The sequence below is a fragment of the Streptomyces sp. NPDC001714 genome (assembly GCF_042892755.1).
Lineage (GTDB): Bacteria > Actinomycetota > Actinomycetes > Streptomycetales > Streptomycetaceae > Streptomyces.
Genome location: NZ_JBIAUL010000010.1, coordinates 322,940 through 345,204 on the forward strand (window position 1 = coordinate 322,940; position 22,265 = coordinate 345,204).

20 protein-coding genes and 1 pseudogene are annotated in these 22,265 nt (G+C 72.5%); 12 read left to right on the top strand and 9 right to left on the bottom strand.

All coding sequences use genetic code 11. The features are described 5' to 3' along the window. Positions 1–29: 29 nt before the first annotated feature. A complete protein-coding gene (locus ACFY0P_RS26800) occupies positions 30–1,544 on the top strand; it encodes a M1 family metallopeptidase (protein ID WP_388918026.1) in 1,515 nt (504 codons plus the stop codon). Positions 1,545–1,759: 215 nt separating this feature from the next. Beyond that, entirely contained in the window at positions 1,760–3,757 is a 1,998-nt protein-coding gene (locus tag ACFY0P_RS26805; RefSeq protein ID WP_388918029.1) for an N-acetylmuramoyl-L-alanine amidase, read from the top strand. Positions 3,758–3,783: 26 nt separating this feature from the next. Here ACFY0P_RS26805 and ACFY0P_RS26810 read toward each other — a convergent pair whose 3' ends face one another. Further along, positions 3,784–4,590: a L,D-transpeptidase family protein gene (locus ACFY0P_RS26810; RefSeq protein WP_388918032.1), complete on the bottom strand. Its 807-nt coding sequence runs from the start codon at positions 4,588–4,590 to the stop codon at positions 3,784–3,786. 195 nt (positions 4,591–4,785) lie between these two features. Here ACFY0P_RS26810 and ACFY0P_RS26815 point away from each other — a divergent pair, with 195 nt between their 5' ends. The 4 genes from ACFY0P_RS26815 (at position 4,786) to ACFY0P_RS26830 (ending at position 9,422) form a co-directional block, all read left to right on the top strand. Then, complete coding sequence (locus ACFY0P_RS26815) at positions 4,786–6,639, top strand: ABC transporter ATP-binding protein (RefSeq protein WP_388918035.1); 1,854 nt, start codon at positions 4,786–4,788, stop codon at positions 6,637–6,639. Further along, the gene (locus ACFY0P_RS26820; protein WP_388918038.1) at positions 6,636–8,417 is read left to right on the top strand and encodes an ABC transporter ATP-binding protein; all 1,782 of its coding nucleotides are present in this window, start codon (positions 6,636–6,638) and stop codon (positions 8,415–8,417) included. Before ACFY0P_RS26815 ends, ACFY0P_RS26820 begins: the two co-directional genes overlap by 4 nt. Positions 8,418–8,621: 204 nt before the next feature. Continuing rightward, positions 8,622–9,092, top strand: coding sequence for a DUF5709 domain-containing protein (locus tag ACFY0P_RS26825; protein ID WP_388918041.1), 471 nt, complete (start codon positions 8,622–8,624; stop codon positions 9,090–9,092). 69 nt (positions 9,093–9,161) lie between these two features. After that, complete coding sequence (locus ACFY0P_RS26830; RefSeq protein ID WP_388918044.1) at positions 9,162–9,422, top strand: type B 50S ribosomal protein L31; 261 nt, start codon at positions 9,162–9,164, stop codon at positions 9,420–9,422. A gap of 41 nt (positions 9,423–9,463) precedes the next feature. Here the strand turns inward: ACFY0P_RS26830 and ACFY0P_RS26835 are convergent, their stop codons facing one another. Further along, a complete protein-coding gene (locus ACFY0P_RS26835; RefSeq protein WP_351492021.1) occupies positions 9,464–10,258 on the bottom strand; it encodes a metal-dependent hydrolase in 795 nt (264 codons plus the stop codon). Positions 10,259–10,403: 145 nt separating this feature from the next. On the opposite strand from ACFY0P_RS26835, the gene ACFY0P_RS26840 reads away from it, so the two are divergent. Together ACFY0P_RS26840 and ACFY0P_RS26845 are read left to right on the top strand one after the other, a co-directional pair. After that, entirely contained in the window at positions 10,404–12,917 is a 2,514-nt protein-coding gene (locus tag ACFY0P_RS26840) for a DEAD/DEAH box helicase (RefSeq protein WP_388918047.1), read from the top strand. Between the two features lie 79 nt (positions 12,918–12,996). After that, on the top strand, positions 12,997–13,863 hold the full coding sequence (locus tag ACFY0P_RS26845) for an acyl-CoA thioesterase (protein WP_388918050.1): 867 nt from the start codon (positions 12,997–12,999) through the stop codon (positions 13,861–13,863). Between the two features lie 34 nt (positions 13,864–13,897). On the opposite strand, the gene ACFY0P_RS26850 is transcribed toward ACFY0P_RS26845, so the two are convergent. Both ACFY0P_RS26850 and ACFY0P_RS26855 read right to left on the bottom strand, forming a co-directional pair. Next, the gene (locus ACFY0P_RS26850; RefSeq protein WP_388918053.1) at positions 13,898–14,767 is read right to left on the bottom strand and encodes a DUF6397 family protein; all 870 of its coding nucleotides are present in this window, start codon (positions 14,765–14,767) and stop codon (positions 13,898–13,900) included. A gap of 127 nt (positions 14,768–14,894) precedes the next feature. Next, positions 14,895–15,308 carry a roadblock/LC7 domain-containing protein gene (locus tag ACFY0P_RS26855; protein ID WP_388918056.1) on the bottom strand — a complete coding sequence of 138 codons (414 nt, stop codon included), beginning with the start codon at positions 15,306–15,308 and terminating at the stop codon, positions 14,895–14,897. Between the two features lie 95 nt (positions 15,309–15,403). On the opposite strand from ACFY0P_RS26855, the gene ACFY0P_RS26860 reads away from it, so the two are divergent. Continuing rightward, complete coding sequence (locus ACFY0P_RS26860) at positions 15,404–15,832, top strand: PPOX class F420-dependent oxidoreductase (protein ID WP_388918059.1); 429 nt, start codon at positions 15,404–15,406, stop codon at positions 15,830–15,832. A 3-nt stretch (positions 15,833–15,835) separates the two neighbouring features. On the opposite strand, the gene ACFY0P_RS26865 is transcribed toward ACFY0P_RS26860, so the two are convergent. The 5 genes from ACFY0P_RS26865 to ACFY0P_RS26885 form a co-directional block, all read right to left on the bottom strand. Further along, positions 15,836–16,441: an ATP/GTP-binding protein gene (locus ACFY0P_RS26865; RefSeq protein ID WP_388918062.1), complete on the bottom strand. Its 606-nt coding sequence runs from the start codon at positions 16,439–16,441 to the stop codon at positions 15,836–15,838. Positions 16,442–16,629: 188 nt separating this feature from the next. Continuing rightward, positions 16,630–17,043 carry a DUF742 domain-containing protein gene (locus ACFY0P_RS26870; RefSeq protein ID WP_388918065.1) on the bottom strand — a complete coding sequence of 138 codons (414 nt, stop codon included), beginning with the start codon at positions 17,041–17,043 and terminating at the stop codon, positions 16,630–16,632. Between the two features lie 18 nt (positions 17,044–17,061). Continuing rightward, a complete protein-coding gene (locus ACFY0P_RS26875; RefSeq protein ID WP_388918068.1) occupies positions 17,062–17,499 on the bottom strand; it encodes a roadblock/LC7 domain-containing protein in 438 nt (145 codons plus the stop codon). Further along, entirely contained in the window at positions 17,496–19,997 is a 2,502-nt protein-coding gene (locus ACFY0P_RS26880) for a nitrate- and nitrite sensing domain-containing protein (protein WP_388918071.1), read from the bottom strand. Before ACFY0P_RS26880 ends, ACFY0P_RS26875 begins: the two co-directional genes overlap by 4 nt. 35 nt (positions 19,998–20,032) lie before the next feature. After that, the gene (locus ACFY0P_RS26885) at positions 20,033–20,806 is read right to left on the bottom strand and encodes an MHYT domain-containing protein (protein WP_388918074.1); all 774 of its coding nucleotides are present in this window, start codon (positions 20,804–20,806) and stop codon (positions 20,033–20,035) included. A gap of 150 nt (positions 20,807–20,956) precedes the next feature. On the opposite strand from ACFY0P_RS26885, the gene ACFY0P_RS26890 reads away from it, so the two are divergent. From ACFY0P_RS26890 to ACFY0P_RS26900, 3 genes and pseudogenes are all read left to right on the top strand, one after another. Continuing rightward, positions 20,957–21,556 carry a class I SAM-dependent methyltransferase gene (locus ACFY0P_RS26890; protein ID WP_388918077.1) on the top strand — a complete coding sequence of 200 codons (600 nt, stop codon included), beginning with the start codon at positions 20,957–20,959 and terminating at the stop codon, positions 21,554–21,556. After that, positions 21,552–21,752: pseudogene (locus ACFY0P_RS26895) on the top strand (PadR family transcriptional regulator); the annotation flags it as partial. The gene ACFY0P_RS26890 and the pseudogene ACFY0P_RS26895, both read left to right, overlap by 5 nt. 109 nt (positions 21,753–21,861) lie before the next feature. Beyond that, a complete protein-coding gene (locus tag ACFY0P_RS26900) occupies positions 21,862–22,167 on the top strand; it encodes a hypothetical protein (protein ID WP_388918080.1) in 306 nt (101 codons plus the stop codon). The last annotated feature ends 98 nt before the right edge of the window (positions 22,168–22,265 follow it).

Genomic DNA, 22,265 nt, shown 5'->3' on the forward strand with positions numbered 1-22,265 from the left:
TAAGCGGATGACACTGTCACAGTGCTGCCATGGAGATCATGACCGCTCGCGCCCTGCGCGCCGTCCTCGCGTTCACGGCAGCCGTCGCGCTCACCGGCACCGGCTGCTCGGGCGGTGTCCCGCAGCGGGGCCACGGCTCGGCCGCCCCCGGCGCCTCGGCGGCCTCGTCCGGCGCCGCCCCGTCCCCCGGCGCACCCGGGATCGGCGACCCGCTCATGCCGCTGGCCGGCAACGGCGGCTACACGGTCCGCCGTTACACGCTCGACCTCGACTGGCGGGCCCCCGAGACGCCCTTCCCGGCCGGTACCACCATCAGCGCCACCGCCACCCAGGCGCTGTCCCGCTTCGACCTGGACTTCGCGGGAAACACCCTGCACCGGGTCACCGTCGACGGCGCGCCGGCCACCGCCGTACGCGACGGCGACGAACTCGTCGTCACGCCCGCACGCCCGATCCCGCGCGGCAGCACGTTCACCGTCCGCGTCGCCTACACGGCCGACCCGACCCAGCGACGGCACCGGAGCGACGCGATCCGCGAGTACGGCTGGGTGCCCACCCCCGACGGCACACTGATCTGCGCTCAGCCGGACGGCGCCAAGATGGTCTTCCCGGTGGACGACCATCCCAGCCTGCGGGCCCCCATGACGTTCCGGATCACCACCCCGCCGGGTCTCAGCGCGGTGGCCAACGGCCGGCTCGTCGAACGCGTCCGGCAGCCCGGCGGGCGGGTGCAGTGGACGTACGACTCCGAGGAGCCCGTCGCGGCACAGCTGGTCCAGATGGCGATCGGGAAGTTCACGTTCGTCGGCGGCAGGGGGCCGGGCGGGCTGGCCGTGCGGGACGTGGTGCCGGACGACCTGGTCACGGACACCGCGGCCGAACGCTCGCTCACCCCGGAGCACCTCGCCTGGCTGGAACAGCGCCTCGGCCCGTATCCGTTCCACCGCTACGGCGTCCTCGTCGGCGACACCGACCTGCCGGTGGCACTGGAGACGCAGTCCCTGTCCGTCGTACCCAAGGACGACCTGCTGGGCGACCGGGTCGACGCAGAACGCAATCTCGTCCACGAGCTGACACACCATTGGACGGGTGACAGCGTCGCCGTCAGGCGCTGGTCCGACCTGTGGCTGAGCGAGGGTCATGCCCGCTACTACGAACGGCTGTACTCCGCCGAGCACGGCGGCGTCGGCATGGAGGACGCCATGCGGGCGGCGTACGAGCAGCACGACCAGTGGCGCCACGACGACGGCGCCCCGGCCGAGCCCACGGAGCCGACACTGTTCAAGGTGATGCGCTACGACGGCTCGGCGCTGGTGCTGTATGCCCTGCGGGAGAAGGTCGGTGACGAGACGTTCGACCGGATCGAACGCACCTGGGTGACCCGATTCCGGGGGCGCGCGGCCGGCACCGATGACTTCGTCGCGCTCGCCTCCCGGGTCGCGGGCGAGGATCTGACGCCGTTTCTGAAGCCGTGGCTGTACGGGCCCGACACGCCGCCGATGCCGGGGCATCCGGACTGGCAGGTGGACCCGGTCGAGGACTGAGCCCGCGCGGCCCGGCGGCCGCCGCCGGCCGCCGGGCCGTTGCCCGCCGACCGGGTGGCCTCTGCCGGAGCGCTGGGCCACCCGGTCGACGCTCGGCGCGCCGTGTCGCGCCCGGCACGGAAACGTACGAGGGGTGACATGAAGGGCAATCCCCTTGCCCTGGTTGCGACGAGCGTGCTTGGAGACCCTCAGCAAGCGGTTGGAGACCCTCTGGTATGAGAAGAACTGTCGCTCCACGTGTGCCCAGTGCCCTCCGGACGTGCCGCCTGACGGCCTGCCTGATCGCGACGGCCGCGCTGCTGCCACCGCTGCTGATCCTCCCGGCGTCCGGCACCGACGAAGCGGAGGACCAGCGTCTGCAGAACGCCTTCACGGACGCCGCACGCGAGTTCCACGTCCCACGCAGCGTGCTCATGAGCGTGTCCTACATGCAGTCGCGCTGGGACACCCACCCGGGCACCCCGAGCATCGCGGGGGGCTACGGTCCGATGCACCTGGTGGACACCGCCCGTGCCCGCGCCGCGGACCGGTCAGCCGCACCGGGCCCGCCGGCGCCGGACGGCGGCAGGGCCGACCCGCTCGCGGGAACGGCGTTCGCGGCCGGCGGTCACGCCGTACAACCGGCGGACCTGGAACACGCCGCACGGCTGATCAAGGTCCCCGCCGGACAGCTGCGGACCGACGCCGTCGCCAACGTCCGCGGCGGCGCGGCGCTGCTGGCCGCCGCCCAACGGCATCTCGGCAAGCCGCTCAGCGCCGACCCGGAGGACTGGTGGCAGGCGGTGGAACGTTTCCCCGGTACCCGTGACGTCACGTCGGCGACGACGTACGCCAACGACGTCTTCGGTCTGATCCGCCGGGGCGCGCACCGGACCACCGCCGACGGACAGGAGGTCACCCTCCCCGCCACGCCGGGCGTCAGCCCGCACCCCGGCCCGCAGGCCCCCAAACGGCCGAAGAACGTGGAGTGCCCACCCGAGTTGGCCTGCGACTGGCTCGCCGCGCCCTACGAGGAGATCGACGAAGACGGCGACTACGGCAACCACGACCTCGCCGACCGGCCCCGGGACCAGCGGATCGAGTACATCGTCATCCACGACACCGAGTCGACGCTGCCGAACATGTTCAAGACCGTGCAGGACCCGACCGAGGCGTCCTGGCACTACTCGATCCGTTCCAGCGACGGCCACATCACCCAGCACGTCAGGACCAAGGACGAGGCCTGGCACTCCGGCAGCAAGTTCGTGAACGCCCGCTCGATCGGCATCGAGCACGAAGGCTTCCTCACCCACCCCGGGACCTGGTACACGGAGCAGATGTACCGGTCCTCGGCCCGGCTGGTGCGCTACCTGGCGAAGAAGTACGGCGTCCCGATGGACCGGCAGCACATCTTCGGCCATGACAACGTGCCGTCCCCGACCGGCGACAGCATCCCCGAGATGCACGAGGACCCGGGGCCGTTCTGGGACTGGCGGCACTACTTCGACCTCCTCGGCGCGCCGCTGAAGGCCACGGCCGGACCGGACAGCCCGATGGTGATGATCCTGCCGGACTACGCCACCCACAAACCGCGGTACACGGGGTGCGACGGCGAGGGCAAGCGGTGCCAACCGCACGGCTCCAGCGCCGTCCGCCTGTACACCCGGCCGGACGAGAACGCTCCGCTGATCCAGGACCCGGGCCGCAGGCCGGACGGCGACCCGTCCACGGAGGACGTCAGCGACCTGGGTTCGCGGGTCTCCACCGGCCAGACCTTCGCCGTGGCCGACCGCCGCGGCGAGTGGACGGCGATCTGGTACCAGGGCAACAAGGCGTGGTTCAAGAACCCCGCGGTGCACCCGACGGCCGTCGGCGCGAGCGGCCGCATGGTGACGCCGAAGGAGGGCCTCGACGAGATCCCGGTGTTCGGGCGGGCCCTCCCGGAGGCGGAGGCCTACCCGGACGGGATGGAGGGGGAGGACGAGTCGCCGCTGCCGTACAGCCTGCGGGCGGGGCAGCGGTACGTGACGCAGTCCGGCCTCGGCGGCTCCTACGTCGACCGGTCCACCTTCTCCGCCACACCTCAGCCCGTGGTGGTGGGTCAGGAGCGGTACTACGAGATCCAGTTCGGTCACCGGCTCGCCTACGTCCGGGCGGACGACGTGGACGTGCTGGACACGCGCGGCACCGGCACGGGCTCGTCCGGGAGCGAGGCCGTCCCGGACGGACAGTGACCACCGCACGGGGGCCCGGGACCGCGCTAGGACAGCAGGCTCGGCCGGTCCCCCATCACCACGACGGGGTCGCGGGCCGGGTCGAGGGTGCGGAGCAGGTACTCCATGGCCTCCCTGGGCAGGCCGATGCACGCCGAGGTGCCGCTGCCGTGGTCGAGGTGCAACCAGATGCCGCCGCCCCGCTCGGCGCCCCAGGGGTGGGTGGTGTCGTGCGGCGGTGTGCCCCGCAGGCGGTTGTAGTCGATGGCGATGACGTAGTCGAAGTCGTGCCGGTACGCCGGCCTCCAGTAGTGCGGGGGTGTGTAGAGGTCCCGGCCCTGGGCGTAGGAGAGCCGGGTGCCCGGGTCGGGGAGCACACCGCCGGCGTCGGTGACGGTGAACACCCCGACCGGACTGCGTCCGTCACCCGCGTGATGGTCTGTGGTCCAGCCGGACCGCCCGTTGTGGGCGGGCCAACTGCCCACCGGCCGCCAGCCACGGTCCTCCCGGGTGTACAGCACGACCGTGGAGTCGGCCGATTCCACGCCCTCCCCGTACACGGCGACGACCTGCCGGGAGTCGGCGGGGATCTCCGCCTGCAGCAGCCCGCCGACGCCCGGCAGCCGGCCTGGATCCCCGGCGGGCACGGCCCGGTCCGGCTGCTGCCAGGCCTGGCCCGCCGCGGCGGCACTCGGGGCCGGAGTTCCCGGAGTTCCCGGTGCTCCGGCGTGTGGCCCCGGCAGGCCGTTCTTCGCGCCACCGATCGGTGACGCCCCGCAGGCGCTCAGGGTCACCAGGACGGCCCCGATGACCGCCGCCGTGGCGGTCGTCCGCCGGAGGCTCTTGATCTGCACCCGGCCATCCTGGCATCACATACCAGGCAATTAATTGAATTTCATGACATTCAGCGCGTGTTGCACGGCAAGCCCTGGCCTGAAGGGTGCGGATTTCGAGGGCCGACAGGGAAAACCGTTTGATTTCGACGACGCTCCGAGGCGAACCTTTCACGGCTTGTCGCCACCTCCCCCGACCCGAGCCGCTGGGACGCCATGCAGATTCAAGATCTTCCGTACTCCGATCCAGGCGTGCCGGACGCGCGTTCGGGTCCTCGGTTCCTGTGGTGGCTGGGGCGGAATCAGCTGGGCGGTCAGCTCAAGGCGCTGGCCTGGGGCCTGCTGCACTTCGTGTCCGTCTCCGCGCTCCCGTTCTGCGTGGGCCTCGCCGTCCAGGCCGTCGTCGAACGGTCCGGCACCCGGCTGGCCCTGACGGGCGGGCTGCTGGTGCTGTGCGGCACGGCGATCGCCGTCGGCGACACCTTCCTGCACCGGGCCGCCGTCACCAACTGGATCACCGCGGCGGCCCGGGTCCAGCAACTGCTCGCCCGCAAGGCCGCCCAGCTGGGCTCCGCGCTGACCCGGCGGGTGGCCGCCGGTGAGGTGGTGGCCGTCTCCACCGGCGACGTCGAGAAGATCGGCTGGTTCGTGGAAGCGGTCTCCCGCTTCACCGCCGCCGCGCTCACGGTCGTCGTGGTCGGCGTCGCCCTGGTCTTCTACCAGCCGGACCTCGGCTGGGTCGTCGCCGCCGGACTGCCCCTGGTCGCGCTGTCCGTGCTGCCGCTGCTGCCCCGGGCCACCCGGCGCGCCGACCTCCAGCGCGCCAAGGCCGGCCGGGCCACCGAGCTGGCCTCGGACACCGTCGCGGGACTGCGCGTGCTGCGCGGCATCGGCGGCGAGGACCTCTTCCTCGACCGCTACCGCCGCGCCTCCCAGGAGGTACGGCACGCCGCCGTGCGCAGCGCCCGGATGTGGTCGCTGATCTCCGCGATCCAGGTGCTGCTGCCCGGACTGCTGCTGATCGCGGTCGTCTGGCACGGCGTGCACCTGGCCCGGCAGGGCCGCGTGACCGTCGGCGAACTGGTCACCGTCTACAGCGCGGTCATGATCCTCAACTACCCGTTGCAGCACTTCACCGAGATCGCCATGGCCTACTCCTTCTCGCGCCCGTCGGCGAAACGGGCCGCGCGGGTGCTCTCCCTGGACCGGGCCACGGACACCGGTGGCTCGCGCGCGGACACGGTGCCGGAGGGCGACCTGTACGACCCGGCCACCGGCCTGCTCGCTCCCGCGGGCCGGCTGACCGCCGTGGTCTGCGGCGACCCCGACGCGGCCGGGCACCTCGCCGAACGGCTGGGCGGCCACCCAGCCGAGGCGGGCACCTCCGTGCTGGTCGGCGGTGTACCGCTCGACGAACTGCCTCTGGAGGCCGCCCGTACCGCGGTGCTCGTCCAGGACAAGGACCCGGTGCTGTTGTCCGGTTCACTGCGGGAGTTGCTCGACGTGCCGGCCTCCGGGGCCGTGCGGGCCGAGGACGCGCTGGCCGCGGCCCAGTGCGGTGACGTCCTGGAGGCCCTGGTCCAGGGCTCGCTGGACGTCACCGACCCGCTGGACGCCCGGATCACCGAGCGGGGCCGGTCCCTGTCGGGCGGACAGCGCCAGCGGCTCGCGCTGGCCCGGTCGCTGATCACCGACCCCGGGGTGCTCGTCCTCGACGAGCCCACCTCCGCCGTCGACTCGCACACCGAGGCCCGGATCGCGGAGGGGATCCGCGCGCTGAGGTCCGGCCGTACGACCGTGGTGTTCACCTCCTCGCCGCTGCTGCTGGACCGGGCCGACCGGGTGGTCCTGGTCCACGAGGGCGAGGTCGCGGCGGTAGGCGTGCACCGCGAACTGGTGCGCACCGAGCGGCGGTACCGGGCGGTGGTGACACGTGAGACGGACGACGAGGCCGCGCCGCAGGGCGCAGCGCCCGAAGAGAACGGAACCGCGCTGCGAGACAGGGCGGACGAGAGCGAAGCCGCGCTGCGAGACCGCAGCGCGCTGGAAGAGATCGAGGAGAGCGCATGATCGGCGTCGCGCCACCGGCGTACGACCCGGCGGCCCCGACGACGGCCACCACCCTGCCCGTCGGCGCCACCGCGACCGTCCGTGCCTACGTGGCCGAACTGTTCCGCCGGCACCGCCGGGCCTTCACCCTCCTCATCGCCGTCAACACGGTGGCCGTGGTCGCCTCCATGGCCGGCCCGTATCTGCTCGGCGGGCTCGTCGAGCGGGTCTCCGACGGCGCCCGCGAGCTCCATCTGGGCCTGACCATCGGCCTGTTCGTGCTGGCGCTCGCCGTGCAGGCCGTCTTCGTGCGGGAGGTGCGGCTGCGGGGTGCCGTGCTCGGCGAGCGGATGCTGGCCGATCTGCGCGAGGACTTCCTCGTCCGGTCGGTCGGGCTGCCGCCGGGCGTCCTGGAGCGGGCGGGCACGGGCGACCTGCTGTCCCGGATCACCACGGACATCGACCGGCTCGCCAACGCCATGCGGGAGGCGGTGCCGCAGCTGTCGATCGGCGTGGTGTGGGTCGTGCTGCTGATCGGCGGGCTCGTGGTCACGGCTCCGCCGCTGGCCGCCACCGTGCTGCTCGCCCTGCCGCTGCTGGTGGTCGTCTGCCGCTGGTACTTCAGGCGGGCGCCCTCCGGCTACCGCTCCGAGGCCGCCGGGTACGCGTCCGTGGCCGCCGCCCTCGCGGAGTCCGTGGACGCCGGGCACACCATCGAGGCGCACCGGCTCGCCGCCCGCCGCATCGCCCTGTCCGAACGCCGGGTCAAGGAGTGGACGGCGTGGGAGCGCTACACCCTGTGGCTGCGGTCGGTGCTGTTCCCGGCCGTCAACGCCACCCACACCACGGTCCTCGGCTCGGTTCTGATGATCGGCGGCGCCTTCGTCCTGAAGGGCTGGATCGACGTCGGTCAGCTGACGACGGGCGCGCTCATCGCCCAGATGCTGGTCGATCCGGTGAACCTGATCCTGCGCTGGTACGACGAGGTCCAGGTCGCCCAGGTGTCGCTGGCCCGGCTGGTCGGCGTGCGGGACATCGAGCCGGACGCCGGGGACGCCGCGCTGGCCCCCGCCGGCCGGGAGGTGCACGCGGACGAGGTCCGCTTCGGCTACCTCCAGGGCGTCGACGTGCTGCGCAAGGTCTCCCTGGAGGTGGCGCCCGGCACCCGGCTGGCCCTGGTCGGCCCCTCGGGCGCGGGCAAGTCCACCCTCGGCCGGCTGCTCGCCGGGATCTACGCGCCCCGGGACGGCCGGATCACCCTGGGCGGCGCGGAACTGTCCCGGATGACCGCCGAGCGGGTCCGTTCCCACGTCGCCCTCGTCAACCAGGAGCACCACGTCTTCGTGGGCTCCCTGCGCGACAACCTGCTGCTCGCCCGGACCGACGCGGAGGACGCCGAGCTGTGGGCGGCGCTCGGGGCGGTCGACGCGGACGGCTGGGCGCGGGCCCTGGAGGAGGGCCTGGACACCGAGGTCGGCTCCGGCGGGCTCGGCCTCACCCCCGCGCAGGCGCAGCAGATCGCGCTGGCCCGGCTGGTGCTGGCCGACCCGCACACGCTGGTCCTGGACGAGGCGACCTCGCTCCTGGACCCGCGTGCGGCCCGCCGTCTGGAGCGGTCCCTGGCCCGGGTCCTGGACGGCCGCACGGTGGTCGCCATCGCGCACCGGCTGCACACCGCCCATGACGCGGACGTCATCGCCGTGGTCGAGAACGGCCGGATCAGCGAGCTCGGCAGCCATGACGCGCTGGTGGCCGCCGACGGCGCCTACGCGTCGCTGTGGCGCTCGTGGCACGGGTGACGGTCCGCGGTGGCCGGGGCACGGGATGCGGCGCGCCGCAGGTCGCGCCCCGTGCCGTTGCGCGGGTGCAAGCTGGGGTGGAAGGCTGGAGAGCGGCACAGGTTCGGGGACCGGCCGGGAGCCGTACGGTTTCCACCGCGCACCCGTGCCGAGCGTGCCGGCGGCCCGCCCCGCGGACCGCGTCCTCACTCCCTGGAGGTAGCCGTGACCACCGCCGACGGATGGGGGGACGACGTATACCAGCCCGACGGGTCCGAGATCCGTGAGGACACGGGGCTGCTCGATGTGGAGGACACGCTGGAGTCCGACGGCGTCAGCGATCCCCTGGACCGTGGCTGGTCCCCGCCCGAGCGGCCGTGGGCGGTGGAGCACACCGGGGTCACCGCGGCGGAGCGCCACCGGGGCGAGACGCTGGACCAGCGGCTCGCCGAGGAGCTGCCCGATCCGGCCGTCCCCGACGGCGACGGCATCGGCGACTGCCAGGGCGGCGACGGCGAGCTCCTGGACAACGAGGTGGGCGATCTGCGCTCCGGCCGGCTCGTGGCACCCGACGAGGGGGCGCATGAGGACGACGAGAACGGCCTCGTCGCCACCGACGTCGGCATCGACGGCGCCGGGGCCTCCGCCGAGGAGGCCGCGATGCACATCGTCGACGAGGACACCGCCTACGGCTGAGCCCGGCCGACCCTGCCCGACCGTCACGACCGCTCTGTCCGCCCCGTCCGCCCTGTTCGAGGAGCCGCCATGCAGCAGGACAAGCACCCCGACTACCACCCCGTGGTCTTCCGCGACCGCGCCGCCGGATACGCCTTCCTGACCCGGTCCACCGCGACCAGCGACCAGACCATCGAGTGGGACGACGGCCAGACCTACCCGGTGGTGGACGTGGAGATCTCGTCCGAGAGCCACCCCTTCTACACCGGGAAGGCCCGCACCGTGGACACCGAGGGCCGTGTCGCCGCCTTCGAGCGCCGCTACGGAAGCAGCTCGGGGAAGACGGACTGACCCTCGGGGCACACCGGGCCGGTGGTCCGCAGGACCTCGGTTCAGATCACGTTCAGAGCGGCCGCGCAGCCTATGCCGCCCAGCACCATGAACACCGGCATGAGCACCTTCAGCTCGACCCAGCTGCCCGCGCGGAACCGCATCACCTTCGGCGGGCCCAGCGGGTACCAGCGCTTGCGGCCGATCGGGATGGGCCACAGGATCGGGCAGCCGGAAACGGTCAGCGCGTCCCCGATGTCGTGCACCAGCGCCCCCAGCACCACCGGCAGCCCCAGCCACAGGTACTCCTGGCCGGGCTGGGTGAAGAGCCAGTCCGACCCGTTGCCCGGCTTGTCCAGGGTGCCGGCCAGGATCCAGGCGCTGGTCGCCGCCAGCAGCCACACCAGGATGTCGCTGCTGGAGCCTCGCGCCGCCCGCCACAGCAGGCCCTCGATCGCCAGCACCATGTGCGCGAAGAGGATCGCCAGCACCGCCCAGCGACCGCCGAGGATCGCCGCGGCCGAACAGCCCCCGCCGATCAGCACCGCCCACAGCCAGGTGTGCGTCAGGGTGCGGTGGCCGCCGGAACGGCGCGGGTCGCCCTGCTTCCGGGTCGCCTTGTAGACGGCGTAGGACAGCTTGTCGACGATCTCGCAGACCCAGCGCGACAGCGGCCCGAAGGCGCGCGAGATGGTCGCCGCCTTGTGGTCGAGGTCCGGGGCGAGCGCGGCGCCGGCGCAGATCAGCGCTCCCACCAGCAGCACCGGCCAGGGCATCGTATGCCCGGTCGCTGCCGCCGCGGCTCCTACGCCGAGCCAGGCGGCGGCCCCCGACAGTGAGTGTGCTGGTCCCATCATGGCCGTTGCCCGCCCCATTCCTCGTATGCCGCTGTCCAGTTGACCGGGTGCGATGACGCTCCGTCGGCGACACAGCGTAGCGGCCATGATCTTCGTGCTCGAAGCCGATTCCCCCCTCGGCGGGTGGGCCAGGCAAGATGGGGGCGTGACCCTCATCGATCAGCTGCCGCCGACCGCCGACCCCGACGCCCTGTACGAAGCCTTCGAGGCATGGGCCCAGGAGCGCGGTCTCACGCTCTACCCCCACCAGGAGGAGGCGCTGATCGAGGCGGTCTCCGGGGCGAACGTGATCGTGTCGACGCCGACCGGCTCCGGCAAGAGCATGATCGCCGCGGGCGCGCACTTCGCCGCGCTGGCCCGGGACGAGGTCACCTTCTACACGGCCCCGATCAAGGCGCTGGTGTCGGAGAAGTTCTTCGAGCTGTGCAAGCTCTTCGGCACCGAGAACGTCGGCATGCTCACCGGCGACGCCTCCGTGAACTCCGACGCGCCCGTCATCTGCTGCACCGCCGAGGTCCTCGCCTCCATCGCGCTGCGCGACGGCAAGCAGGCGGACGTCGGCCAGGTCGTCATGGACGAGTTCCACTTCTACGCGGAGGGCGACCGCGGCTGGGCCTGGCAGATCCCGCTCCTGGAACTGCCCCAGGCGCAGTTCATCCTCATGTCGGCCACCCTCGGCGACGTCTCCTTCTTCGAGCAGGACCTGACCCGCCGCACCGGCCGCCCCACCGCGGTGGTCCGCTCGGCGACCCGCCCGGTGCCGCTCTCCTACGAGTACCGGCTCACCCCGATGACCGAGACGCTCACCGAGCTCCTGGAGAGCAGGCAGGCACCGGTCTACATCGTGCACTTCACGCAGGCGCAGGCGGTGGAGCGGGCGCAGGCGCTGATGAGCATCAACATGTCCTCCAAGGAGGAGAAGGAGCAGATCGCCGAGCTGATCGGCAACTTCCGCTTCACCACCAAGTTCGGCCGCAACCTCTCCCGCTACGTCCGGCACGGCATCGGTGTGCACCACGCCGGCATGCTCCCCAAGTACCGGCGCCTGGTGGAGAAGCTCGCGCAGGCCGGTCTGCTGAAGGTCATCTGCGGCACCGACACCCTGGGCGTGGGCGTCAACGTGCCCATCCGCACAGTGCTGTTCACGGCCCTGACCAAGTACGACGGCAACCGTGTACGCACCCTGCGCGCCCGGGAGTTCCACCAGATCGCCGGCCGCGCGGGGCGCGCGGGCTTCGACACGGCCGGACTTGTGGTCGCGCAGGCGCCCGAGCACGTCATCGAGAACGAGAAGGCGCTGGCCAAGGCGGGCGACGACCCGAAGAAGCGGCGCAAGGTGGTGCGCAAGAAGGCTCCGGAGGGCTTCGTCGGCTGGACGGAGAACACCTTCGAGAAGCTGATCGCGTCCGAGCCGGAGCCGCTGACGTCGCGCTTCCGGGTGACGCACACGATGCTGCTGTCGGTGATCGCGCGCCCGGGCAACGCCTTCGAGGCGATGCGCCACCTCCTGGAGGACAACCACGAGCCGCGCAAGCAGCAGCTGCGGCACATCCGCCGGGCGATCGCCATCTACCGCTCGCTGCTCGACGGCGGCATCGTCGAGAAGCTCGACGAGCCCGACGCCACCGGCCGAATCGTCCGCCTCACGGTCGACCTCCAGCAGGACTTCGCACTCAACCAGCCGCTGTCGACCTTCGCTCTGGCCGCGTTCGAACTCCTCGACCCCGAATCGCCGTCCTACGCGCTCGACATGGTGTCCGTCGTCGAGTCCACCCTCGACGACCCTCGGCAGATCCTGGCCGCCCAGATGAACAAGGCGAAGGGCGAGGCGGTGGCCGCGATGAAGGCGGACGGCGTCGAGTACGAGGAGCGCATGGAGCGCCTCCAGGACGTCAGCTACCCGAAGCCCCTGGAGGAGCTGCTCTTCCACGCGTACAACACGTACCGCAAGAGCCACCCCTGGGTCGGCGACCATCCGCTGTCGCCGAAGTCGGTCATCCGGGACATGTACGAACGGGCGCTGACCTTCACGGAATTGGTGTCGGTCTACGAACTGGCCCGCACCGAGGGCATCGTGCTGCGCTACCTCGCCAGCGCCTACAAGGCCCTGGACCACAACATCCCGGACGACCTGAAGTCCGAGGACCTGCAGGACCTGATCGAGTGGCTGGGCGAGATGGTCCGCCAGGTCGACTCCAGCCTGCTGGACGAGTGGGAGCAGCTCGCCAACCCGGAGGAGATGACCGCCGAGGAGGCCCAGGAGAAGGCCGACGAGGTCAAACCGGTCACCGCCAACGCGCGCGCCTTCCGGGTCCTGGTACGCAACGCGATGTTCCGCCGGGTGGAGCTCGCCGCCCTCGACCAGGTCGACGAACTGGGCGAGATGGACGCGGACTCCGGCTGGGACGCCGAGGCCTGGGGCGAGGCGATGGACAAGTACTGGGACGAATACGAGGACCTGGGCACCGGCCCCGACGCCCGCGGTCCCAAGCTGCTCGTGATCCAGGAGGAGCCGCAGAACGGGCTGTGGCGGGTCCGGCAGATCTTCGACGACCCGAACGACGACCACGACTGGGGCATCAGCGCGGAGATCGACCTGACGGCCTCCGACGCCGAGGGCCGCGCGGTCGTCCGCGTCACCGATGTCGGCCAGCTCTGACCCGAACTGCTCTGACCCGACCGACTCCGCCACGGCCTGCTTCGCCCCGGCCTGCCCTGACCACTGGAGAACCCCGCCCATGACGAATCCGGCCGAGAGACTGGTCGACCTGCTCGACCTGGAGCAGATCGAGGTCAACATCTTCCGCGGCCGCAGCCCCCAGGAGTCCCTCCAGCGGGTCTTCGGCGGCCAGGTGGCCGGCCAGGCGCTGGTCGCGGCCAGCCGCACCACGGAGGGCGACCGTCCGGTGCACTCGCTGCACGCGTACTTCCTGCGCCCGGGCCGGCCGGGCGTGCCGATCGTGTACCAGGTGGAACGGGTCCGGGACGGGCGGTCGTTCACGACGCGCCGGGTCACCGCCGTGCAGCAGGGCCGCACGATCTTCAATCTGACCGCCTCCTTCCACAAGCCTGAGGTGGGAGCCTTCGAGCACCAGCTGCCGCAGTTCCGCGAGGTGCCGCACCCGGAGTCGCTGCCGACGCTCGCGGAGGAGATCCGCAAGCATCTGGGTGAGCTGCCCGAGCAGCTCGAGCGGATGGCGCGCCGCCAGCCCTTCGACATCCGCTACGTCGACCGGCTGCGCTGGCACCCCGAGGAGATAACGGGTGCCGAGCCGCGCAGCGCCGTGTGGATGCGCGCGGTCGGCCCACTGGGCGACGATCCGCTGGTGCACACCTGCGCGCTGACCTACGCCAGCGACATGACGCTCCTGGACGCGGTCCGGGTCCCCGTCGAACCGCTGTGGGGGCCGCGGAACTTCGACATCGCCTCGCTGGACCACGCCATGTGGTTCCACCGGCCTTTCCGCGCGGACGAGTGGTTCCTGTACGAGCAGGAGTCCCCCATCGCCACGGGCGGCCTCGGCCTGGCCCGCGGGCGGGTCTACGACCTCGAAGGGCGGCTGCTGGTGTCGGTCGTCCAGGAGGGGCTGTTCCGCGCCCTCTAGCGGAAGCGGACGCCGGCGCGGTCCGGGCCGTCGGTCAGTGGGCGGGACGCTGGCTTCTGCGCAGCAGCCAGCCGCGCAGGCCTCGGGTGTGTGCCGGCCGGTCGGGCGCGGGGTGCGGGGACGGTGCGGCGGGGCGGGGCACCGGCCGGTGTGTGCGGGCGTGCGCCGCTTCCCGTGCCAGGTCGTGCCTGAACCAGTCGATCTCGTCCGGGTCGGCCGCCGTCATGAGCTCCTCGGCGAGCTGCGCGGCCGGCGAACCCGGTGCGCCGTGGGCGGGCGGGACCGGCCGCAAGGCCGTCACGTGGGCGCGCTCGTGCGGGTCCGTGAGCACGTCGTCGATCTCACCGGGGTCCAGGAAGCCGGCCACCACCCCGGCCCGCTCCCACGGTCCGTCCGCCTGCCTGAGCAGGAAACCGCGGTGGCGTCCGCGCCAGTTGCGGGCCCGCTGGTCGGCGCCGGCCCGCAGCCGGTCGCTCAGTTCCGCGGGCGTACGGCCGGTGAGCAGTCGCGTGTTCCTCTCGTCGGCCGCGAACCGCCGTAGCTCCTCCGCCAGGTAGAGCCAGACCACGGCGCGGTAGCGATTGGGGTACCACTTCACCGGGGTCACCAGGCCGAGTTTCGCGACGCGGGTGAACCTGCCCGCCGGGATCCCCATCAGGGCCGCGGCCTCGGTCGTCCCCACGACCTGCACGCTCGCGCTGAGGGATTCGGATCGGTCCCGGAGCCGGTCGATCTCGGTCCGTGGGACCCGGCGGCCTCCGCCGCCTCCCTCGTCGGGCACGGTGCGGATCCGTCCGAGGTGTACCGCGAGGTCGAACTCGCCCCGCTTGAGGCCCAGTTCGCGGGCGGCGCGGCTCGGCGCGCAGGTGAGCGGGCGGTTCTGGGCAAGGGTGGTGCCGGACATGGTCGTTCTCCCCCGTGGAGCAGGTGGCTCGCGCCCGGTGCGCTCGCCGTGGGAAAAACCGTAGCCGGTTCGGCGAGACTCGTGGCGGGCCTGTGGACAACTCCACGACGGGGGTTGAATCCGCAGGTCAGAGGTCTGTCACGGAGGAGTGCTCCGGTTGCCTGGCGTCCACTGCGAGGTGTTCGCCGACGCGGTTGACCAGGAGGGTCATCTCGTAGGCGATCTGGCCGATGTCGGCCTCCGCACCGCTGAGCACGCACAGACAGCTGCCGGTTCCGGCCGCGGTGACGAACAGGACCGCCTCGTCGTACTCGATCATCGTCTGGCGGACCTGGCCCGCGCCGAAGTGCCGTCCGGAGCCCTTGGCGAGGCTGTGCAGCCCGGAGGCGACGGCGGCCAGATGCTCCGCGTCCTCCCGGCGGAGGCCGGTGCTCGCTCCCGTGACCAGCCCGTCGTTGGACAGGACCAGCGCGTGCCGTACGTGCTCCACGCGCTCGGTCAGGTCGTCGAGCAGCCAGCCGAGTCCCTGGTTCTGCGCCATGTCGTAACTTCTCCCCGTGTGCCGTCTCCCCCTGGCTGGAGGATCTCCCCGCCAGCCTTCCCCACCACCGGCGCCCGGGCAAGGAGGATGGGGGCATGGCAGAGAAGATGACCGACGAGGAATGGCGGGCGTTCGTCTCGCACGGCACCCGCACCGGCAAACTGTCCACCGTCAACGCAGACGGCAGCCCCCATGTGGCACCTGTCTGGTTCCTCCTCGACGGGGACGAGCTGGTCTTCAACACCGGCAAGGGCACCGTGAAAGGGCGCAATCTCGCCCGTGACGGGCGTGTCGCCCTCTGCGTGGACGACGACCGGCCCCCGTTCCACTTCGTGGTGCTGAACGGGCGTGCGCGACTGTCGGAGGACCTGGGCGAACTGCGTGATTCGGCCACCCGGATCGCGGCGCGTTACATGGGAGCCGAGCGCGCGGAGGAGTTCGGCGCCCGCAACGGCGTCCCGGGCGAGCTGCTGGTCAGGGTCACCGTGGAGAAGGTGGTGGCGCTCAAGGACCTCACGGGCTGAGGCTCAGCCCACCGAGTCCAGGAGCCGGGCGGTGTGCATCCGCCCGGCGTACTCGACGAGCCGGATCAGCACCTCCTTGCCGGAGTCCCGGTCCCGGGCGTCGCACAGGACCACGGGCGTGCCCTGGTCCAGGTCGAGGGCGCGGGAGACGTCGTGGGCGCCGTAGGACCGTGCGCCGGCGAAGCAGTTGACGGCGACGACGAACGGGATGTGCCGGTGCTCGAAGTAGTCGACCGCCGGGAAGCAGTCCTCCAGGCGGCGGGTGTCGGCGAGGACGACGGCGCCGAGCGCTCCTTGCGACAGTTCGTCCCAGAGGAACCAGAAGCGGTCCTGGCCCGGGGTGCCGAAGAGGTACAGGGAGAGGCCGGAGCGGATGGTGATGCGCCCGAAGTCCATGGCGACGGTGGTGGTGACCTTCTGGTCGACGCCGTCCGTGTCGTCCACCAGCTGGCCCGCTTCGCTGAGCATCTCCTCGGTGCGCAACGGGCGGATCTCGCTGACCGCGCCGACCAGGGTCGTCTTTCCGACGCCGAAGCCGCCGGCGACCAATATCTTGAGCGCCATGGCCGACGTGTCGTCGGTGGTGGGCTCGGGGTGCTCGGAGACCATGATCACTTCTCTCGGGAGTGCCTGCGGGAGTGCCTGGAGGACCTGTTGCGGCGGACGTCGGACCACCGGCTGAGCGGCACGGGACGGTGCGAAGCCAGCATCATGACAACTACCGTCCCGTCGCGGACGGTTGGACCGGAACGCGTCTGTTCTGACCGGCTCGTGCCCGGTTGGTTCCGGATGCTCATCTACAGTGCCCGCAATCCCTCGATGACCTCGCGCAGAATCCGTTCGTCGGGCAGTTGGGCCGGTGGTACCGGGCGGCTCACGGTGACGCGGCCCAGTTCCAGCAGGTCGCCCAGGAGCACCCGGACCACCCCCACGGGGAGGTCGGCGTCGGCGGCGAGTTCGGCGACGGACTGCGTCTCCAGCCGGCACAGGTCGACCAGCGCGCGGTGTTCAGGGCCGAGCGCGGTGTCGTCGTCGGTGCCGGACCTGCCCGGGTCGAGCGTGACCAGGGCGATCAGGTCGAACTTCACACCGGTGGGGCCGGGTTCGGTGCGGCCCCCGGTCATGGCGTAGGGACGGACCAGGGGGCCGGCCTCGCTGTCGTACCACTGGCTGCCCGGCTCGTGCGGGGTGCCGGTCATGTACTCGGTCATCGGTGGCGCTCTTCCGGCTCAGCCGGCGGCGGGCGGCCGGGCGGCGACGCGCGGCGCGGTGTAGAGGTGCTCGCCGACGCGCTTCACCAGGCGGGCCATCTCGTAGGCGACCAGGCCGATGTCGGCGGTCACGTCGGTGAGCAGGGCGAGGCAGGAGCCGTCGCCGGCGGCGGCCACGAAGAGGAAGGCGTCGTCCATCTCGACCATGGTCTGGCGCACCCCGCCCGCCCCGAAGTGCCGTCCGGCGCCCTTGGCGAGACTGTTGAAACCGGAGGCGACGGCGGCGAGGTGCTCGGCGTCCTCGCGTTTGAGGCCGGTCGAGGCGCCGACGGCGAGACCGTCATTGGAGAGCACGACGGCATGCCGTACCTCGGTGACGCGCAGCACCAGGTCGTCCAGCAGCCAGTCGAGTTCGCCGGAGCGCCGGTCTGCCCTCGGGCTCGGGTCCTGGATCATGGGCGGTCTCCTTCGGTGCTGTCAGTGCCCACTTCGGGTTCCGGGGCGGCTCCGCGGCCCGGTTGCCTGCCGCCGCCGCGCGCCCAGCCGGCGCGGTAGGCGGTCATGCGGTCGCGGACGAGTTCGGGGGTGCGCTCGTCCCGGCTGCGGGCGGGCGCGGGCTCCTCGGTGCGGGGATCGCGCAGTTGGGGGGCGAGGCTCGCCTGCCGCACCCGGCGTGGCAGGTCGTCGTCGGAGGGCTCGGAGTCGTGCGGCGGGCGGTGCGGCCTCAAGGTGGTGACTCCGGGGGGCGGCGGTTCGGGCGCGGGACGCGGTGAGGTGTGGGTGGGGGCGAGGACGGGCCGGCCGGTGGGGGCGGGCTCCGGGAGGGCGGCGCCGGGCACGCGCGCGTAGGCGCGTTCCGCCGTGTGTTCTCTGTCGGCAGCCGGAGGGACGGGGCGTTCCGCCGGGCCACCGTGCAGCAGGGCCTTCGGCAGCAGGACCACCGCGGTGGTACCGCCGTACGGAGACGTGCGCAGATGGACCTTGATGCCGTGGCGGGCCGCGAGCCTGCTGACCACGAAGAGGCCGAGCCGGTCGCTGTCGAACAGGTCGAGGGCCTCGGACTGCTCGATGCGCCGGTTGGCCTCGGCGAGGGTCTCCTGGCCCATGCCGAGCCCGCGGTCCTCGACCTCCAGGGCGTAGCCGTTGCCGACGGGCTCTCCGGTGACGCGCACGCGCGTGTGCGGCGGCGAGAACTGGGCGGCGTTCTCCACGACCTCGGCGAGCAGATGCGTGAGGTCGGCGACGGCCGCGCCGACGACGGCCGCCTCGGGGAGCTGCCGTACCTCCACGCGCGCGTAGTCCTCGACCTCGGACACCGCGGCCCGTACCACGTTGGTCAGGGACACGGGCATCCGCCAGGCCCGGCCGGGGGCCGCTCCGGAGAGGATGATCAGGCTCTCCGCGTGCCGGCGCATGCGGGTCGTGAGGTGGTCGAGTCGGAAGAGGTCGCTCAGTTCGCTGGGGTCGTCGGAACGGCGCTCCATGCTGTCCAGCAGGCTCAGCTGGCGGTGGACCAGGATCTGGCTGCGGCGGGCGAGGTTGACGAAGACTCCCGAGATGCCGCTGGCGAGTTCGGCGCGTTCCACGGCGGCGCGCAGAGCGGCGCGGTGCACGGTACCCAGGGCCTCGGCGACCTGCCCGGTCTCGTCCTCCGCGGGCGGCCCCGGGGGCGCCTCGGCACGGACGTCGATCTCCTCGCCGGCCCGCAGCCTGCGCATCGCCTCGGGGAGTTTGCGGCGGGCGATCTCCAGGGCGCTGTTGCGCAGGCTCACCAGCTCGACGACGAGGCCGCGTCCGATGCGTACGGAGATGACGAGCGAGGCGACCACGGCGAGCAGACCGAGCAGGACGGCGGCGCCGGCCGGGGTGAGCAGGCCGCGGGCGAACGGATCGGCCCGGCCCGCCACCGCGCGTGCCGTGTCGGCCTGGATGCTCCGCATGCCGTCCTGCACGCGCGTGTGCGCGGTGTTCCAGGCGGCTTCCGGGGCCGCGCCGACCGCCTTGGCTCCGGGCGAGCTCGCAAGGACCCGGTCCTCGGCGGCGGCCAGCGCGGAGTAGCCGTCGCCGTCGGCGAGCCGGTGCCAGGCGGTGCGCTGGGCACCGGGCAGATCGGCGACGGCCGCGTCGGTGAGGACACGGCGGATGTCGACGGCGCCGGTGAACAGCCGCAGCCGCTCGCCGTCGAGGCCGCCGGCCAGCCGGGCGCCGCCGAGGACCGCGTCCTCCTGGGCCAGCGCCTCGCCCGCCCGGGAGAACTCCAGCAGCACGCGCGCGTCGGAACCCATGTCGTCGGCCTGGATGCCGGTGAGGGCGCCGTCCACGGCGAAGGCCGAGGCGATGACCTGGGTGTACTGCCCGTAGGCCGCCTCCCAGCCGGCGCCGCGGTTCTGCACGGCTCTCCGCAGTGTGCGCAGCTGCTCGGCGCCGGTGACGAATGCCTTCAGTCGCTGGGCGACGCCGGAGGGCAGTTCCTCGCCGTCGGCGACGGTGCTGTCCCTGCCGAGCCGCAGTGCGGCCACGGCCTGATCGGTGTGGGCGCCCAGCCTCTTGAGGTCCGCGGACTGTTCGGCCGCGGGGTCGGTCGCGTAGCGGACCGCGGCGGCCCGCTCGCCCTGGAGGGCGGCGACGGCGGTGGCGACCGGGGTGCGCAGCGTGGCGTCGACGCGCTGGGACTGGCGCAGCCGGGAGACGTCCTGTGCGGTGGTGACCGTGGCGTACGCCCACAGGGCGAGCAGGGACATCACCGGCACCATGAGCAGGCAGACGACCTTGGCCCGCACGGTCCGCGGGCGGATCCGCCAGCCTCCGGGCCGGGCCGCGTTGTCCGCCGCGGTGCCGACGAGGTCGTCGACCGGTTCGTCGGCGGGCGGTCCGGCGTGCGCGCGACGGCCGCGCACCGGCTGTGGTGACGGTGTCTCCGGGCCTGCTGTCGGGGTCCTACGGGATGTACGCATGGCCTCCTCGCTCGGGAAAGATGGGTCGGCGCCGGTCAGTGTGCGGCACCCGTGACGGGCCGCTGGGCCGAGGCGGACGCCTCGCGTTCCCCGGCCGTGGGCGAGAGCGCGACGAAGGCCGAGGTGAGGAACAGATAGGACCCGAGGCCGACGGCGAGGGGGAAGATGAACTGCATCGCGGTGGCCCCGGGCAGGAGGCTGCCGGAGGGCGTGACGTGCACGCTCACCGCGAACATGCCGGTGTAGTGCATGCTGCTGACGGCCGCGCCCATGACCAGGGAGGCGACGGTGACCGCGACGGGAGACCTGATGTTGAGCGCCGCCCACAGGGCCGCGGTCGCGGCGACCACGGCGATGAGGACGGAGAGCCCGACGAGCATCGGGTCGTAGTGCACGGTGCCGTGCAGCCGGACGGCCGCCATGCCGAGGTAGTGCATGCTGGCGACGCCCAGCCCGGTGGTGAGTCCGCCGAGCAGGAGCGCCCGGTTGCGGTCGCGGCTGTAGCCGACGGCGAAGACGCCGGCGCTGACGACGACCACGGCGACGAGCAGGCTGAGGATGGTCAGCGGTACGTCGTAGCGGATGTCGGTGCCGCTGACGCTGAAGCCGAGCATGGCCACGAAGTGCATGGTCCAGATGCCGGTGCCGAGCGCGGAGGCCGCCGTGAGCAGCCAGTTGCGGCGCGAGCGGCCCGTGCTGCCGAGCGCGCGGACGGTGCAGCGCAGCCCCAGTGCCGCGCCTATGCAGGCCATGACGTACGACAGCACGGGGGTCAGCCAGCCGAAGGTGGCGTGGTGCAGATGTCCCATGGCCCAGGGACGCTAGGGGGCACGGGCGCACAAAGGGGGCGCATTTCGAAAGGTGTTGCAATATGACTCAGAGATGTGCCGGAACGATCGCGTCCGGCTCGAACATGCGCGCAGGGTCGTCCTCCGTGACGGTGAGGGATCATGCGGACCATGAGCGATGACCACACGCATGTCCGGGAGTTCTTCACCGCACGGGCGGCCGACTGGGACAGCAGGTTCCCCGACGACGGTCCCGCGTACGCGGCCGCCGTCGCCGATCTGGGGCTGCGCACGGGTGACCGGGTGCTCGACGCGGGGTGCGGCACCGGGCGCGCCCTGCCGCCGCTCCGCCGGGCCGTGGGGCCCACCGGCGCGGTCCTCGGGACGGACCTCACCCCGGCGATGCTGCAGGCCGCCCGGCGGGCCGGCCGGGACCGTGACGGGCGGTTGCTGCTCGCCGACGTCGCCGCGCTGCCGGTGCGGTCGGAGTCCCTCGACGCCGTGTTCGCCGCGGGCCTGATCGCCCATCTGCCCCGTCCGGCGGAGAACCTGCGGGAGTTGGCGCGCGTGGTCCGGCCCGGCGGCACCCTCGCCCTGTTCCACCCCATCGGCCGGTCCGCTCTGGCCGCGCGCCAGGGACGGCGGATCACGCCGGACGACCTGCGCGCGGAGGGCAACCTCGGCCCGCTGCTGGCCGGATCGGGCTGGCGCATGACGTCGTACGTGGACGAGGACGCCCGGTTCCTGGCGCTGGCGGTCCGCGGACGTTAGCCGGCGACCGGCCTTCCTGGAGGTGCCCGCGAGCTTCTTCCACGACGGCGACCGGCCGCTGCGCGCCGAGGAGGCGGGCGACCCCTTCCGCCGCGGCGTCCTGATCATCGTGCACGCCCCGAGCCACGCCGAACTCGCCTGGCTGCGTACCATCATCGCGTCACTCGAAGGCGAGGCCGGGACCGGAGCCGGCTGAGGCGTCCGGGCCAGGCAGGCCCTCTTCTGTTGCCGGGGCTTCAACCCTACGTTCGACGGAGGAAGGCAGTTGTTCGCAGGCGAAAGCCGACAGGGGGAAGGGAGCCCGCGTGTACGACCGGATCCGCAAGTACGCAGGCAGATTGCGTGGCACCGAGCGAGCGGAGGTGCCGGAACAACGTGCCGGCCGTGACCGGCGCGCGCACAACTTGTTCGAGGCGGCGGCCGCCTATGTCGCGGCCCGGGCGGAGGACGACCAGGACCGGGTGGACGAAGCCGCGGGCTGGGTGCCGCCGGAGGCGCTGTCGTTCGGGGTGAGCGAGCTGGCGTGCCGGGCCGTGGTCGCCCTGGCCCGGGAGCGCGACGAGTCGCCGGCGACGGTGGCGCGCGACCTTCTCGGGCTGCCGGTGGCCTGACCCTTCGGTACCGCCGGGGCCGTGGCTCGTGCGGGCCGCCGAGGCCGTTTCGTCCCGTCCCGACGGAAACCTGCAGCTCCGCGTGGAGTGGCCGGTCG

Bases quoted from the DNA above. Each gene is read 5' to 3' on its own strand.
- ACFY0P_RS26845 (WP_388918050.1), top strand. From the start codon at position 12,997: ATGACGAATCCGGCCGAGAGACTGGTCGACCTGCTCGACCTGGAGCAG.
- ACFY0P_RS26885 (WP_388918074.1), bottom strand. From the start codon at position 20,806: ATGGGACATCTGCACCACGCCACCTTCGGCTGGCTGACCCCCGTGCTG.
- ACFY0P_RS26880 (WP_388918071.1), bottom strand. From the start codon at position 19,997: ATGCGTACATCCCGTAGGACCCCGACAGCAGGCCCGGAGACACCGTCA.
- ACFY0P_RS26865 (WP_388918062.1), bottom strand. From the start codon at position 16,441: ATGGTCTCCGAGCACCCCGAGCCCACCACCGACGACACGTCGGCCATG.
- ACFY0P_RS26830 (WP_388918044.1), top strand. From the start codon at position 9,162: ATGCAGCAGGACAAGCACCCCGACTACCACCCCGTGGTCTTCCGCGAC.
- ACFY0P_RS26850 (WP_388918053.1), bottom strand. From the start codon at position 14,767: ATGTCCGGCACCACCCTTGCCCAGAACCGCCCGCTCACCTGCGCGCCG.
- ACFY0P_RS26860 (WP_388918059.1), top strand. From the start codon at position 15,404: ATGGCAGAGAAGATGACCGACGAGGAATGGCGGGCGTTCGTCTCGCAC.
- ACFY0P_RS26890 (WP_388918077.1), top strand. From the start codon at position 20,957: ATGAGCGATGACCACACGCATGTCCGGGAGTTCTTCACCGCACGGGCG.
- ACFY0P_RS26875 (WP_388918068.1), bottom strand. From the start codon at position 17,499: ATGATCCAGGACCCGAGCCCGAGGGCAGACCGGCGCTCCGGCGAACTC.
- ACFY0P_RS26815 (WP_388918035.1), top strand. From the start codon at position 4,786: ATGCAGATTCAAGATCTTCCGTACTCCGATCCAGGCGTGCCGGACGCG.
- ACFY0P_RS26835 (WP_351492021.1), bottom strand. From the start codon at position 10,258: ATGATGGGACCAGCACACTCACTGTCGGGGGCCGCCGCCTGGCTCGGC.
- ACFY0P_RS26805 (WP_388918029.1), top strand. From the start codon at position 1,760: ATGAGAAGAACTGTCGCTCCACGTGTGCCCAGTGCCCTCCGGACGTGC.
- ACFY0P_RS26800 (WP_388918026.1), top strand. From the start codon at position 30: ATGGAGATCATGACCGCTCGCGCCCTGCGCGCCGTCCTCGCGTTCACG.
- ACFY0P_RS26820 (WP_388918038.1), top strand. From the start codon at position 6,636: ATGATCGGCGTCGCGCCACCGGCGTACGACCCGGCGGCCCCGACGACG.
- ACFY0P_RS26870 (WP_388918065.1), bottom strand. From the start codon at position 17,043: ATGACCGAGTACATGACCGGCACCCCGCACGAGCCGGGCAGCCAGTGG.
- ACFY0P_RS26855 (WP_388918056.1), bottom strand. From the start codon at position 15,308: ATGGCGCAGAACCAGGGACTCGGCTGGCTGCTCGACGACCTGACCGAG.